The sequence below is a fragment of the Gallibacterium melopsittaci genome (assembly GCF_042433085.1).
Lineage (GTDB): Bacteria > Pseudomonadota > Gammaproteobacteria > Enterobacterales > Pasteurellaceae > Gallibacterium > Gallibacterium melopsittaci.
On record NZ_JBHLWA010000031.1, the window covers coordinates 1 to 14,967 of the forward strand.

At 35.1% G+C, this 14,967-nt stretch carries 10 protein-coding genes and 1 other RNA gene; 2 read left to right on the forward strand and 9 right to left on the reverse strand.

Annotated elements, in window-relative coordinates:
* Nucleotides 1-74 precede the first annotated feature (74 nt).
* The 3 genes from ACFFHT_RS06715 to proQ form a co-directional block, all read right to left on the reverse strand.
* On the reverse strand, nucleotides 75-1,508 hold the full coding sequence (locus ACFFHT_RS06715; RefSeq protein ID WP_512700263.1) for a L,D-transpeptidase family protein: 1,434 nt from the start codon (nucleotides 1,506-1,508) through the stop codon (nucleotides 75-77).
* A gap of 113 nt (nucleotides 1,509-1,621) precedes the next feature.
* Complete coding sequence (gene prc / locus ACFFHT_RS06720) at nucleotides 1,622-3,631, reverse strand: carboxy terminal-processing peptidase (protein WP_382374674.1); 2,010 nt, start codon at nucleotides 3,629-3,631, stop codon at nucleotides 1,622-1,624.
* Nucleotides 3,632-3,740: 109 nt separating this feature from the next.
* Nucleotides 3,741-4,397 (reverse strand): RNA chaperone ProQ, encoded by a 657-nt coding sequence (proQ, locus tag ACFFHT_RS06725; protein WP_382374676.1) that lies wholly within the window; start codon nucleotides 4,395-4,397, stop codon nucleotides 3,741-3,743.
* A 216-nt stretch (nucleotides 4,398-4,613) separates the two neighbouring features.
* Here proQ and ACFFHT_RS06730 point away from each other — a divergent pair, with 216 nt between their 5' ends.
* Together ACFFHT_RS06730 and ACFFHT_RS06735 are read left to right on the forward strand one after the other, a co-directional pair.
* Nucleotides 4,614-5,846 (forward strand): PqiA/YebS family transporter subunit, encoded by a 1,233-nt coding sequence (locus ACFFHT_RS06730; protein WP_382374678.1) that lies wholly within the window; start codon nucleotides 4,614-4,616, stop codon nucleotides 5,844-5,846.
* Entirely contained in the window at nucleotides 5,830-8,478 is a 2,649-nt protein-coding gene (locus ACFFHT_RS06735; protein WP_382374680.1) for a PqiB family protein, read from the forward strand. Before ACFFHT_RS06730 ends, ACFFHT_RS06735 begins: the two co-directional genes overlap by 17 nt.
* A gap of 97 nt (nucleotides 8,479-8,575) precedes the next feature.
* Here the strand turns inward: ACFFHT_RS06735 and ACFFHT_RS06740 are convergent, their stop codons facing one another.
* The 6 genes from ACFFHT_RS06740 to ACFFHT_RS06765 form a co-directional block, all read right to left on the reverse strand.
* On the reverse strand, nucleotides 8,576-8,866 hold the full coding sequence (locus ACFFHT_RS06740; protein WP_382374682.1) for a hypothetical protein: 291 nt from the start codon (nucleotides 8,864-8,866) through the stop codon (nucleotides 8,576-8,578).
* Between the two features lie 232 nt (nucleotides 8,867-9,098).
* Nucleotides 9,099-9,196, reverse strand: an RNA gene (ffs, locus tag ACFFHT_RS06745) — signal recognition particle sRNA small type.
* A gap of 101 nt (nucleotides 9,197-9,297) precedes the next feature.
* Nucleotides 9,298-11,220: an ABC transporter ATP-binding protein gene (locus ACFFHT_RS06750; protein ID WP_382374684.1), complete on the reverse strand. Its 1,923-nt coding sequence runs from the start codon at nucleotides 11,218-11,220 to the stop codon at nucleotides 9,298-9,300.
* Nucleotides 11,221-11,378: 158 nt separating this feature from the next.
* Nucleotides 11,379-12,713 carry a surface lipoprotein assembly modifier gene (locus tag ACFFHT_RS06755; RefSeq protein ID WP_382374686.1) on the reverse strand — a complete coding sequence of 445 codons (1,335 nt, stop codon included), beginning with the start codon at nucleotides 12,711-12,713 and terminating at the stop codon, nucleotides 11,379-11,381.
* Nucleotides 12,714-12,876: 163 nt separating this feature from the next.
* Nucleotides 12,877-13,809 carry a hypothetical protein gene (locus ACFFHT_RS06760; RefSeq protein WP_382374688.1) on the reverse strand — a complete coding sequence of 311 codons (933 nt, stop codon included), beginning with the start codon at nucleotides 13,807-13,809 and terminating at the stop codon, nucleotides 12,877-12,879.
* Between the two features lie 224 nt (nucleotides 13,810-14,033).
* The gene (locus tag ACFFHT_RS06765) at nucleotides 14,034-14,951 is read right to left on the reverse strand and encodes a siderophore ABC transporter substrate-binding protein (protein ID WP_382374690.1); all 918 of its coding nucleotides are present in this window, start codon (nucleotides 14,949-14,951) and stop codon (nucleotides 14,034-14,036) included.
* Nucleotides 14,952-14,967: the final 16 nt, after the last annotated feature.

A 14,967-nucleotide genomic window follows, 5' to 3' on the forward strand; every position in this document is an offset into this window, starting at 1 on the left:
CAAAAAGTAGGCTTAAAGCCTTGTACTATAAGGCTTTAAGCCTACTTTTAGCAACAAATTTGTCTATTACACCATTAAAGCAAATATTGCTGTAAAAGCGTTTTTGTTGTGTCATCCAACGTTAAGTTTTTATCATATCCGTAGATATCTGCCACAGTATGCATTTGACCTTGTGCATCTACCCACGCTGTAACATAGTAAAGATAAACTGGGTTATCTGATTGAATACGCACTGATGTGGTTTTACGACTCTTTAATACTTGAGCTTTTTTCTCTACCGTCCAACCAGATTCAGTCAACAATAACGTTGCCAGCTCATCAGACTTATTAACCCGTACGCACCCTGAACTAATTGCTCTATTTTTGTTATTAAATAAACGATGATTTGGCGTATCATGTAAATAAATCGCATCTGAACTTGGCATATTAAATTTGAAATTACCTAATGCACTGTCGCCACCTGGTGCTTGACGTAAACGATATGGAAAACGTTTCGCCGTCATGTTATCCCAATCAATCGTATAAGGGTCAATAGTATTCCCTTTACTATCAATAATCGTGTAACCATTACGATAGATATAACTTGGATCCTTTCTTACTTTTGGGATTAAATCTTCATTAATTAAACGTACTGGTGCATTCCAAGGTGGATTAACCACAATATTACTCAACTTGCTGGTCATCACTGGGGTTTTTCTTGCTTGCTTACCAACAATGACACGTGAATCCAACACCTCTTTACCATCACGATAATAGTGCAAATGGTAAGTTGGAATATTCACAAAAATTCCTGTATGAAAATCTGGAATAAAACGTAAACGTTGTAGATTAATCGCTAACTTAGCTAAAGTCGCATTATCCAAAGTTTGTTGCTGTAATCCTGCAACAACTGCTTGTGCTGTATGGATATAACGTTGATTTGGTTGATTATATTTCTCTACAAAAGCAAATAGCTGCTGTTGTGCAACTGCAGCTAACCAAGCCGAAATTAATTCATCTTTTGGTAACTTTGCACTATAACGATAGCTATCATATAACCAATTTTGTGCATTACTTGATACATTCTCCGCATAATTTAAATAATTTAGCCAACTATCTGTAATTAAGATATCAGCAGCCAAACTATTGCTATCTAATTGTTTTAATTGAGCTAATTGTTCTTTTACATCTTTAGAAATATTAGTTAATCCTAATAAAGCATAATCACGTAAAAAAAGCTGTTTAGCTTTTTCATCTTGCCAAATTGGTGCAAAATTACGAGCTGCATAAATTTCTGCTAATTTTTCAGGGAAAACTAATTTAATCCCTTGTGTTACTTGTTGTAGTTTTTCTAAATTAGCTTGTTGTTCAACTTGAATTGATGCTGTTTGTTCTGTCGTAACGGGCTGTTGATCAGCTGGCGTTGCAACAGAATCTTCTGCAAAACTTGGCTCTAAAGCGACAGCAGAAAATAAAATTGTGGTTAAGATATGTTTTTTCTGTAACATCATAACCTCCCCCTCATTCATTAGTTCTTAAGTTATTAAAATAGTTAACAATTATGTAATATTATAAAATAAGATTATCGTTATTTCACTGTTAAGATAAAAAAATCGCCTACTCAAGGCGATTTTTTAAACGATTAATTTTGTTTTTCTGGCAACATATCTACTGCCATATGTTCAACTTCTTTCAGAACAAAATCTGGTGCTTCATAATCCTTCGGTAAGTCATCCAATTTTTTCAATGGTTTCTTACCTTCACGTTTAAATCTTGCATTAAGATCTTTTAAGCGTTTTTCATCATCTTTATCATTCTCAGCTTTTCTTTCGTCGATATTTAATGATAAGAATTTACGCTCATTACGTTGATCACGAGTTGCAATATCTTGATTTAGTACAATAAATTCAGGATCATTGGCAACACGAGCTTTATGACGTTCAGTTAATGTTTTTACTAGCGAAGATAAATTCGCTACTTTTTTATAAGATGCTTCAGGAATTTTATCCCATACTAATGCGTTCTCTTCTTTACTTTCACCATATTCAGATTCATCAATAAATTCCGCAATTTGAATATCTGGAGATACCCCTTTCAACTGCGTACTACCACCATTGATACGATAGAATTTTTGAATTGTATATTGAATCGCTCCTAATGGAGTTGGATCAGTATCATAAATAAAGTTTAATGGACGGCTTTGTTGTACAGTTCCTTTACCAAACGTATTCTGTCCTACAATCACTGCTCTACCATAATCTTGCATTGCAGCAGAGAAAATTTCTGAAGCCGATGCACTAAAACGATCAACCAAAACAATCATTGGACCATTATAAAGCTCTTGCGGATCAAGGTCTTCATGTACACGAATACGATTAAACGCATCACGCACTTGTACCACTGGACCATCAGTAATGAATAATCCACTTAAATTCACCACTTCTGGTAATGAACCACCACCATTATTACGCAAATCAATGACTAACGTATCTGCTTTTTTCTCCTTCATTTCATTCAATAATTTCACTACATCTGCAGTTAACCCATTGTAGAAACTTGGAATAGTGATAATGGCAACATTTTTATCATCCACTTTTTCAACTTTTAATTTTGCAGCTCGATCTTCAATACGCACACGATCTCGTACTAAAGTAATAATCTTCGTTTTACCACCTTTTGCAGGTTCAATTTCAAGGCGGACTGTTGTTCCTTTTTTACCTTTAATTTTTTCAACAACATCATCAAGTCGCCAGCCAACGACATCTTCAATTTCACCTTTTGCCCCTTGGCCAACACCGACAATCTTATCTCCTGCTTTGATTTTCTTACTTTTATCTGCTGGAGCACCTGGAACTAATGACTTCACAATAGTTTCATCATCTTCTGACTGTAACGTTGCCCCAATTCCCTCTAAAGATAAATTCATATCTTCTTGGAAACTCTTCGCATTACGAGGTGAGAGATAGCTCGTATGCGGATCTAACTCACGAGCAAAAGAATTCAAAAACAGTTGTGTAACGTCATCTGGTTTTGTTTGCGTTAAACGCTTAATGGCTAAGTTGTAGCGTTTTACCAATTTTTTCTTAATTTGTGCCCAAGATTTTCCTTGTAAGCGCATAGAAATAATGTCATTTTTCACTCGTTCTTTCCAAAGTTTATCAGCCTCTTCTTCTGTCTTTGGAAATGGTGCTTCGCTACGATCGATTTCGATTTGATCTTTCTCTTTTAAATTTGGTTCTTTATCTAGTAAAGAAAGGGCATATGTATAACGTTGATAACGACGTTCTTGTAATACTTTATACATATCAAATGCAGCAGATAAATCACCAGCCACTAAATCATCATCAAAATGTTTTGCATATTTACTACGAAACGCATCAATATCTGACTGTAAAAAAGTATTGTGGCTATAATCAAGGAAATTCACATAACGATTGAAAATCTTCTCTGACATTACATCGTCTAGCGTAAATTTTTTATAGTGAGATTGAATTAACCTTGCGGTTACACGCTTTGCCTCAATTGAATTGGCTTCAGTTGCTGCCGGGATTACAATTTTATCCGCACTAATTTCTGGCTTCACTGCCCACGCTGGTACGTTAGTAAATAAATAACCAATAACAATACTCTGTGCAATTCTCTTGAACTTCATTCGTGTCCAATCCTCTTATTTTTTATAAATTTATCAATCAATTTGAACTTAGCTAGAAACATGAAGCAGGATATCCCTGCTTCTGTTGATGATTATCAATTAATGATAATTATAATTGAAATACTCTATCTTCAGTGACAGTGAGCACTAAGCCTTGTGCTAGCTCAACTCGTACACTATCTTTACCTACAGCCAGTACCGTTGCAATTTGGGTTTTCTCGCCCACTTTGATTTTCACTTGTTGTGCTTCTTGTAAAGCTACAAGATCAACTGGTACTAATGCTGCTCTACGTTTAACACCAGCTTTTGCTGGCGTTTTTTTGAAATTTGGTTTACGAGGCTTACGCTCTTTCGCTTGTGCTGCTCGTTGCTCTGCTGCTTTAGCAAATTTTTTCGCTTTACTCTCTTGTAAGCGTTGTTCAGCATGCTCAATATGTTGCATTTCCACTTCACCACAAGGATTTCCGTCTAAATCAACACGTTTCGCACCTGGTTTATATCCATGTAAATAACGCCATCCTGCAGTATATTGACGTAATGCACGGCGTAATTGACTATTAGAAACAGTTTCATCATCTTTTAATTTTTCAACAAGATCTTGAAAAATACCAATTTTTAATGGTTTTGCTTCACCTTGAGTAGAAAAACAGAGAGGAAATTTTTCGGCTAAATATGCAATAACTTGATTATTTTCTTGGAATTTGTTTTTTGAAGTTGCTTCAGCATTTACTTGCTGTTCATTTTTATTTTCTGTTTCTAACGACATAGTCCTGCTCGTAATTGTCTAAAACTGTCTTAAATCAGACTGACCTAATTGTATCAATTTTGCCTGAACTCATAATTTACAAAACAAAATTGACGCCTATTTAAAATTCAAATCGATGAGATTATTTTACTTGTATATTCTCTCTTTATTTATATACTTGTTCAACAACTTTATTGGCTTATTTAAACGAATCCTGTCATTACAGACAAAATTTCAATGCAAATTAGACCACTTTCTCTCCATTCCGTAACTGAACGTGCTATTTGTTGTGATATTTGCGATCACGCAATGTTACTACCGACATTACAGAAAAATCAAAAGGCAAACTGTCCTCATTGCCATCATACTGTTCGAGTAGGTAACTTGTGGAGTTTAAAACGTTGTTCAATTTTAGCATTATCAATTTTGATCTTGATGCCATTTGCTTTCTCTTTTCCACTACTCAATATTCAATTATTAGGAACTCCAATTTATACCTCAATTTGGAGTGGTATTTGGAAAATGGCAACTGAAGGTTATCCTTATACCGCCTTTCTGGTACTGTTCTGTGCGATTGTGATGCCAGTTGCATTTATTTCAATAATTATTTTATTACAAATATGTTATCTCTTTAAAATTAACGCCAAGATGTTACTCCTCTCATTGAATTACATCAAATCTTGGGTAATGCTTGATGTTTATCTTGTTTCGCTTGGTGTTGCTGCCTTCAAAGTAAGAGAATATGCCAGTATCTCTTTTACACTCTATTTACTTCCATTTGTTTTAGTCACATTTTTGACCATTTTGTTATTTACCAAAACATCACCAAAACAGTTTTGGGATAAATTTTATCCACCTGATTTAACTTTAAGTGAGCATTTGCGTTATTGCACCACTTGCGGTTTAAGTTTTCCTGCTGAACAAGCCATTGGACATTTTTGTCCCCGTTGTCACGCTAATACTTCGGTAGATACGAATTTAATTTTACAGCGAACTTGGAGTACCTTAATTGCTGGAGCAATTATGCTTTTGCCAGCAAATTTATTACCTATTTCTGTAGTTTACGTCAATGGTGTACCTACTGCCGATACCTTAATGTCTGGCGTGATTACCTTTATCGAAATGGGGAATTATAGTATCGCTGCGATTGTATTTATTGCGAGTATCTTTGTCCCTATTTCTAAAATTGCTATTATGCTCTACCTGCTCGGTTGTATTCATTTCCGCCATGGTAAGAATATCCACTTACAAATGAAGTTATTTGAAATTGTTCATTTTGTCGGACGTTGGTCAATGCTTGATCTTTTTGTCTTGTCTTTGATGATGTCGTTAGTTACACGAGGACAAATTATTAGTTTTTCAGTCGGGCCTGCCGCAATTTACTTTGGCTTAGCCGTTTTTTTAACAATGATTTCTGCAGAAGTCTTTGATACACGATTACTTTGGAAGAATTATGAAGCACATAAATAATGCCAATACCTCAATCCCAGCAAAAATTTCAGCTATTAAACGAATTTCTCCATTCTGGCTATTACCCTTTATTGCCTTTTGTGTTGGAGCTGTACTGTTTTATCAACTACATAAAGAACAAGGCGAACAGATCACAATCTACTTTTCTGAAGGTTCAGGACTTGTCGCAGAAAAAACGCCTATTAAATATCAAGGATTACAAATTGGCTTAGTTAAAAAAGTGAATTTCACACCAGATATGAAATCAGTACAAGTGATTGCCAATATCTATCCAGAAGCTGTTTCAGTACTACGTGAAGATACTAAATTTTGGATTGTCCAACCTACCGCAACACTTGCAGGTGTTTCTGGACTAGATGCGTTAGTTTCAGGTAATTACATTACGCTTTCACCTGGAAAGGGTGAAGAAGCAGATACCTTTACTGCCGAAGAACGAGGGCCTATCGCAGAATTAAACGAAGGTGATCTTTTAATTCATTTAGTGGCTGATGATCTTGGTTCAGTTGAGTTAGGCTCTAGTATTTTCTTCCGTAAAGTCCCTGTTGGAAAAGTCAACAACTATAGTTTTACTGATGACAAGAAAGTAGCTATTGATTTAATCATTTATAAGCAATATGCCAAATTTGTAAAAAAAGATAGCCGATTCTGGAATATTAGTGGTATTAAAGCAGATGCTAGCCTCAATGGCATTTCCATCAATATGGACAGTGTTCGAGCTATTTTACAAGGTGCAATCGCATTTGATTCACCCGATGATAGTCCAGAAGCGGAAAATAATAGTAGTTTCTCACTCTACTCATCCATTAAAGCCGCCAAACGTGGCTTAAATGTTGATATTACCTTGCCATCAGATACATCTGGCCTAAAAGAAAATGAAACTCCCGTCTATTTTCGTGATTTACAAGTCGGCGTTCTCAGTGAAATTAACTATGATGAAGAAGATGAAACCGTATTACATAGTAGTAAAACCATTCAAGCAAAACTATTAGTTGATCCAAGTATCAAAAATAACTTAAAAACAGGTTCAAAAATTGTGTTACGCGATCGTCCTTCTTTAGCTGATATAACCAATATCACTCAATTTTTACAAGGGAAATATTTTGAAATTGTTGAAGGTAGTGGCACACCAGCGCTTAATTTTAATGTTCTTAAACAATCAGAATTACTCTTACAACAGCCTGGCGTATTAATGCTGACCTTAACTGCACCGCAAACTTATAATATTGAAGAAGGTCAACCAATTATTTATAACGGCTTAAAAATCGGTGAAATTGTCTCTCGTAAAGTCGATATTAACCAAGCAACTTTCAGAATCGCAATCCTCGCAACTTATCGTCATTTAATCAATGCAGATACACGCTTTGTTGCAGCAAGTAATTTTAATTTAAATCTTAATAGTGATGGCATTGAAATGAATGTTGATTCACCTCGCAAATGGTTACAAGGTGGAATTAATGTCTTATTAAGTTCAAATAAACATAGTGAACCATTAAGCCAATATCCATTGTATGAAAATAACAGCAATGCCTTAGCAGGTATCACATCCAATGATATTGACCCAACTATTGTACTCACTACGCAAGAACTACCTGATATTAGCGAAAATTCATTAGTGCTATATCGCCGTCTGCCAGTCGGAAAAATTTTAAGTATCACACCTAACAAACAAGGATTTGCAATTGGGGTATTTATTAATCAACAATATCGTCACCTACTTACCAAACAAAGTCGTTTCTGGGCAGAAAGTGCGGTACAAGTCAATGTGTCATTACAAGGCGTTGATATTAAAGCTGCACCAATCACTCGATTATTAAAAGGTGCTATCAGCTTTGATAATATTACACAAGGTGGGCAACAAACGATTCTCTATCCTGATCAAACCACTGCATTGGCAGCTGGACAACAAATTCAATTAATTGCTAATGATGCAACCAACCTCAGTACAGGACTACCACTCCGTTATCTAGGTGTTACTATTGGTTCTATTCAAACGATTAAACTTGATGATAAAAAACAACAAGTGATAGCAGATGCGTTAATCATTGGTGATTATTTTAGAAAATTAAGCAAACAAGGCAGTCGATTTACCCTTATTACACCGCAAATTTCAGCTGGAGGTGTGCAGAATTTAGATGCACTCTTCAAACCTTATATTGATGTTAGTTTCGGAAATGGTACCAAGCAAACACAATTTATGTTAACCCAGAATGTTGACAGCAATAAATATCGCAATGGTTTTCCACTTGTTGTAGAAACAGAAAATGCTGCTTCACTTTCTATTGGAGCACCTGTGTTATATCGAGGAATTGAAGTTGGAGAGATTAGTAATATTCAACTTAATACCACAGCTGATCGTGTATTTGTTGATTTAAGAATCGGACAACAATATAAACATCTTGTCCGTCAAAACAGTGAATTTTGGTTAGCCTCTGGTTACTCTTTAGATGTCGGCTGGAGTGGTGTCAATGTTCAAACAGGTACAACCCAACAATTATTAAAAGGTGGTATTGCTTTCTCTACACCATCAGGCAAAGTGGTTCAACCTGCCGCAAAAGCATACCAACATTTCTTATTACAAACTAAAAAACCAGCAGATAGCCAAACTTGGAATCAAGGTAGTTCGGCAGAGTGATGAAGATAGATGAATAATACTTTCTGATCTACACCTAATCAGGTGTAGATCTCCTTTATTATAGCTAGACTTTGTCTAGCTATAATAAAAAGCTGGATTAAACCCCAGCTCTTTCAATTAGAGAAGAGAAAATAATAACTTTAGCCGCTAACTCACCACTTACCGCACCAGCCGCCCCTGCAGCAGCGTTATTCCCAGTCGCATAGGCTTCGATTGCACCTAATAAGGCGTGTGCCATTAAGTTGGCTTGGGTATCTACTTCGCCTGTTATTTGATTAGTGGTTGCTTCCTTTATCGCATAATTGGCATACGGCGATAAGCCACCGACCACCGCTTGCGAGGCTTCCCCTGTTGCTATCCCTTGTAATACGCCTGTAACCGCGCGCACCGCAAGTTGAATTTGACCGCCTTGTCCGTAGGTTTCTATTACCTTATTGGCTGTATCTAATTGTTTTTGTGCGGCTTGGTTATGCTCATCATTTTTTAATATCGCTTCCGCTTCAGCCTTTTGCCGTTCCGCTTCATCGACTCGTGGTTTTAAAATGATGGTTTTACATAGAATTTCTCTGTTTAAAGTGATAACTGATGCTATAAATTAATATATAACAAATGTGGCGGAGTCCTTTCCAGCTGAATCTCGGCACACAAAGTTCTAACTTGGGCTGCTTTCTTCCGAACCTGACCCGCTGAGCTAGAGTTTGTTGCGAGGAACCGAAAAGGACTCCATAGATGACTGTCGAAAAGACGGCTCGCATTATCTGATAAATAGATAGGAAATGCAAGCTCGCCAAGTATAGTTGCTTATTCTTTCGCTAGTTATTAACCATTTGCAATCTCTTCTAATTCCGCCCAGCGAGTCAACGCATCATCTAATGCTTGCTCCTGTTCGGCTAATTGCTGTAGTTTTGCACTAGTGACTTCATTTGCTTGAGTGAAAAAATCTGGATGATTAATTTCTGCCTGTAATTGCTGAATTTGTTGTTCTAAATTTTCTAACAAAGTCGGCATCTGTGCTAATTCTTGTTGCTCTTTATAAGACAATTTCACTTTGCGTACTTTGTTGGCTCGAAACTCTTGCTTCTTATCCTGTTTCTCATTACTCTCTTTTTTATTTGACGGTAATTCTGCTTGTTTTTGTGCTAATACATTCGCTTGTTGCTGTTTAGCATCATGATAACCGCCAACATATTTATTCAAGACACCGTCACCTTCAAAAATAAAACACTCTGTCGCCGTGTTATCAATAAATTGGCGATCATGGCTAACGATTATTACTGTACCTGCATATTCCGTTAGCAGTTCTTCTAATAATTCGAGTGTTTCTACATCAAGATCGTTAGTTGGCTCATCTAAAATCAATAAGTTATTCGGTTTTAATAATAATTTTGCTAATAACAAACGATTTTTTTCACCACCAGACAATGCCTTAACTGGCGTCATTGCACGCTTTGGTGGAAATAGGAAGTCTTGCAAATAGCCTAAAACATGGCGTTTTACGCCATTGACTTCCACGTCCTGCTTACCATCTGCGACATTATCCATTACCGTTTTTTCTGGATCGAGCAATGAACGATATTGATCAAAATAGGCGACTTCTAATTTCGTCCCCGTATGTACTCGCCCTGAGGTTGGTTGTAATTCCCCTAATAACAATTTAATAAATGTTGTTTTTCCACAGCCGTTTGGACCAATTAAAGCAATTTTATCTCCCCGTAAAATTGTCGTTGAAAAATCCTTTAATAAAACTTTATCACCAATTTGGTAGTTAAGATTTTCAATTTCAAAGACAATTTTTCCTGAACGCACCGCATTATCGACTTGAATATTCGCTTTCCCCATCACATCACGACGTTGACGACGTTCTTCTCGCATCGCTTTCAATGCTCGCACTCGTCCCTCATTGCGTGTTCGTCTTGCTTCAATGCCTTTACGAATCCAGACTTCTTCTTGTGCTAACCGTTTATCAAATAATTCATTTTGTAACGCTTCAACCCGTAGATTTTCTTCTTTTTCTACTAAATATTGATCATAATTTCCTGGGTAAGAAACTAATTTACCCCGATCTAAATCAATAATTCTGGTTGCCATTCGTCTGATAAATGCACGGTCATGCGAAATAAAAACAATACTGCCTTTAAACTCTAATAAGAGGTTTTCTAACCAATTAATTGTATCGACATCAAGGTGGTTGGTGGGTTCATCAAGTAATAACAAATCAGGCTCTCTCACCAATGCTCTTGCTAAAGCTGCTTTGCGTTGCCAGCCTCCCGATAATTCAGATAAAGCAATATCAGGATTTAACCCCAATTTTGCCAATATCTCTTGGATACGATTTTCAAAACGCCAACCATTTAAATGTTCTAATTGTGCCTGAATTTCAGAAAGCCGAGTTAATGTCTTGTCTTGGTAATCTTTCGCCAACTGTAACGACAACTGATGATACTCTTTTAACAGTTGCGCTAAATCTTCGATTCCCTCTGCAACATACTCAAATACCGTTCCTTCAATATGACGAGGTGGATCTTGTTCTAATCTTGCAATAATACGATCTTTTTCAACAATCACTTGCCCATCATCTAATCCAGCTTGTCCTGCAAGAATTTTTAAAAGTGTTGATTTTCCAGCTCCATTGCGTCCTACCAAACAGACACGTTCGCCAGATTCAATTGTCATATCAGTATGATCTAATAAAGGATGATCACTAAAAGAAAGGTATGCGCCAGAGAGGGTTAAGATTGCCATAGTTTACCTATTACTTGTTTTTATCACTTATTTTCTGGCACATATTGTAGCAAAAATTTAAGGGATTCCTATTAAAAGGATGATTATCCCCAGCAGAAAAACATCTTAATTTTTACAAGAAGTGGGTATCTGAGGGTGTGCTGTTTTGATTAAGACGATTAAAACGTCTTTTCAAAAACTAAATTTATATTCTTATCCATATAAGCATACATTGATGGAATATTGCTCTCCTGCTTTTTCCAAGAAAATTTAAGTTTTGGCGTAACGCCCCAGAAATGCCAATCTCGTTTCCATAAAGTAAAGTTAACTTGATATACCTTATCCACTCGAACTTTTCCTAAAGGGAGTACATTCCCTAATACCGCTTCATCCTGATAATTCCGTTTTGTGAAAGATAAGTTTAAGCGTGATGAAACTCCACAATACCACTCTTGTCCCCAACCTAGCCTTAATGTTGGTGCAATATAGCTATATTGTTTTACTGTGGTGTGTTCCCGTTGTACATCTGTTCCCCAGTAAAAATATTGCAACGGGTTCCGTAACCACAATAACGTTAATGATGCTAATTGATTATGTCCATTCAACATTTCTCTATCAAAATAGCGTTGTTTCGCATATTCTACTGCACCAGAAAGTTGCCAATTATCAGATAACCATCGATTCCATTCTGCTCGTATTCCTTGTGCCCATTGATAACGTTTATCACCAATCCAACGGCGTTCATAAAATGGTAATAACCGCCACGTTTGTTTAGCACTTTTATGGGTATAACCTAAAGAAGTTCGATTTAAAACATCATCATAATCACGATTATCCCAATACAACTTGCCCACTAATGTATTTTCAAATGAAAGATAATGTGCTGCTAATAAATTAAAATCACGCACTAAATTAACACTATAAGCAAAGCCATATGCACTTTGAGGCAACATTTTATCTGCTTTAATAAATCCAGTATGTTCAATTTCTCTAACTGCAGAAGCATGATTTACATTATTTTCTTTTAGATAGTTAACCACCACACTGATTTTCCATTCCGAACGCTGTTCAATCGCTTGTAAATAACGTTCTATCAGCAGTTGAATTGACTGCGGTATATCCTGATCCGATTTGGCTTTATTAAATTGTTCTTTAGCAGCACTATTTTGTTGCTCTCTAAATAAATTAATCGCTAACGCAATGCGAACAGGATTTAACTTTGGATCAATCGCTAAAATTTGGCGAAACTTCATAATAGCCAATTCATAGTGATGCTGTGCTTCTGCTAAAGTGCCTTCAGCAAAGAGAACTAAAATTTGATCTTTAATTGGAAAATTACGATAAATAGGCAATACCTTTGAAATGACTGCAATATTTCGTTGTAAAATAGCTTGATTCAATATTTGTGCTGTTAATTGCGGATTCTTTTCAATTTCTGCTAACGAAATTTTTGTTGTTTTAACTGGAACACTAACTTTTTCAGATAACTTCTGTGGAACATCTAGCTTAGCCACTTTAATTATATCCTCTACATCTCTCGATAGCTCTAAAACAGTATTCCTATCCGCATTAACTGATAAAACAGACAAATAAATAGAAAACAATAGCGTTATAAATAATTTTTTGTTCATATTTTTCTTTTTTAAAAGAAATACCTTTTTTGAACATTATAGAAAATTAATGATTTGGAATTGTTCTTAACCGTTCTGGAATATCAGTACTTCCATAAAAGAGACCATTTACTGTTTCTACATTGTTTTTTTCTAATTTGAATGTACCAATGGTCATATCTAATTTTGTTGATCCTCCAGCTAATACCCCTTTATAACTACCTTCTTCTCCTGTAGATTGTGACACACCATATACTAATTCTTTCACAACTGCTTGCCCTGTATACCCATTAGCTGTTAATTGTGTATTTTCTAATTCAATATATTTAGAAGGAAATTCGAGATAACCACTAACCCCAGTGCTATCAATATTTAAGAAAAGCGTTCCGACTTCAATATCATTAGGATTAATCGCTACACTCATATAAGCTTTTCCATTATAGGTGGCTGCAATACTTGATTGTTCAGGCAATACTTTAATCTGTGCATTTTCATCGGTAATTTTATAAAAAAAGGTTCTTACCTTATTTCCACCATCCATGAGATCAACATACCCATAATCTAGATAACTAATATTTTTGATATTAGAATCATCTGTATATGACTTTAAACTAAATATATTTTCTTGATTTTGTTGAGAAACTTGTTGGTTAATTTCATCTGTTACATCATTTTCCTTCACAAGGATTTCATTATTTTTATTCTCTTGTTGAATTTCTTTATTCTCTTGTTGAATTTCTTTATTCTCTTGTTGAATGTCTTTATTCTCTTGTTGAATGTCTTTATTCTCTTGTTGAATGTCTTTATTCTCTTGTTGAATGTCTTTATTCTCTTGTTGAATTTCTTTATTCTCTATTTTATTCAGATCAGTTCTATTTGTATTAATTTCTTTTTCAACTTCATAAACCGAATTTGATACAGATGATGAGCCTCCACCAGAACAAGCACCCATACTAAAAATTACAGCAACAACTAACATTATTAATTTAAATAATTTCATTTAATTCTCTCTTTTAATTAATCACGATAAATTTTTTCACTTTTTAAAAGTAAACTAACCATGTCGTTTTTTTCATAAAAACCAAATAGAGTATTATAAACTTTTTCTTAATGTAACACAATGAGAAAGGAAACTTTTTAAGAAAATTAGGTTATAAATAATTAATAAAGATGGCAGATATCTTATGATTCAATATCTACCATTCTTATTTCTTAATAATTTAATTATTTTACGGTTTGCTCTAATTCATCAATCATCATTTCTATTGCTTTTAATCCACCAAATGCTAAATACCAATTTGCCGCATCTAAATAAACAATATGCTTTTGCTGATATGCTTTCGTTTTCTTAATAAGATCATTTTCTAAAACAACTTTAGCATTATCTTTTTTATCCGTAATGGCTGCTGTACGATCTACAACTAATAAATAATCAGGATTTTTTTCTAGCACATACTCAAAACCAACACTCATACCATGTGTTGAAGATTTGATATTTTTATCTGCTGGCGTAAACCCAAATTTTTGATAAACCAGACCATAACGAGAAGTATCACCATATGCACTAATTCTATTTTCATTCACTAATACTAATAGGGCCGTTTTCCCTTTAGTTAGTGCTGCTAATTGATTTACTTTGCTTTCTAAAGTAGCAATTTTCTCTTTAGCCAAAGATTCTTTATTCACAATCTTGCCAAGAATTTCAATATTATTCACTAATGAGGAATAGAAATTAGTAAAATCATTTTGATAATAAAAAACAGGGGCAATTTCTTTAAAACGATCTAACATTTTTTGTTGACGACTAGAAGCAATGATTAAATCTGGTTTCAACTCATTAATTTTTTCAAAAGCGGGTTCAGGTAGTGATCCTACATTCGCAAAATTATCTGCTTTAAATGATTCTAAGTAAGTAGGCAATACTGTTGATTTTGGAATACCAACAATTCGATCTGCTGCCCCTAACTCACGCAATGTATCTGCCACACCATAATCTAATACCACAATACGTTTCGCATCTTGAGGTATAGTTTGTTCTCCAACAGAGGTTTTTACTGTAATATCTGCTGCTTGACTAGGTAGCATGGCTAAACTGCTTACTAATCCCAATACACCTAAAGCTAGTTTCATTTTAATTTTCATTAATTACTCTCCTTTC

Bases quoted from the DNA above. Each gene is read 5' to 3' on its own strand.
- ACFFHT_RS06715 (WP_512700263.1), bottom strand. From the start codon at position 1,508: ATGAATGAGGGGGAGGTTATGATGTTACAGAAAAAACATATCTTAACC.
- ACFFHT_RS06760 (WP_382374688.1), bottom strand. From the start codon at position 13,809: ATGAAATTATTTAAATTAATAATGTTAGTTGTTGCTGTAATTTTTAGT.
- ACFFHT_RS06735 (WP_382374680.1), top strand. From the start codon at position 5,830: ATGAAGCACATAAATAATGCCAATACCTCAATCCCAGCAAAAATTTCA.
- prc (WP_382374674.1), bottom strand. From the start codon at position 3,631: ATGAAGTTCAAGAGAATTGCACAGAGTATTGTTATTGGTTATTTATTT.
- ACFFHT_RS06765 (WP_382374690.1), bottom strand. From the start codon at position 14,951: ATGAAAATTAAAATGAAACTAGCTTTAGGTGTATTGGGATTAGTAAGC.
- ACFFHT_RS06730 (WP_382374678.1), top strand. From the start codon at position 4,614: ATGCAAATTAGACCACTTTCTCTCCATTCCGTAACTGAACGTGCTATT.
- ACFFHT_RS06750 (WP_382374684.1), bottom strand. From the start codon at position 11,220: ATGGCAATCTTAACCCTCTCTGGCGCATACCTTTCTTTTAGTGATCAT.
- proQ (WP_382374676.1), bottom strand. From the start codon at position 4,397: ATGTCGTTAGAAACAGAAAATAAAAATGAACAGCAAGTAAATGCTGAA.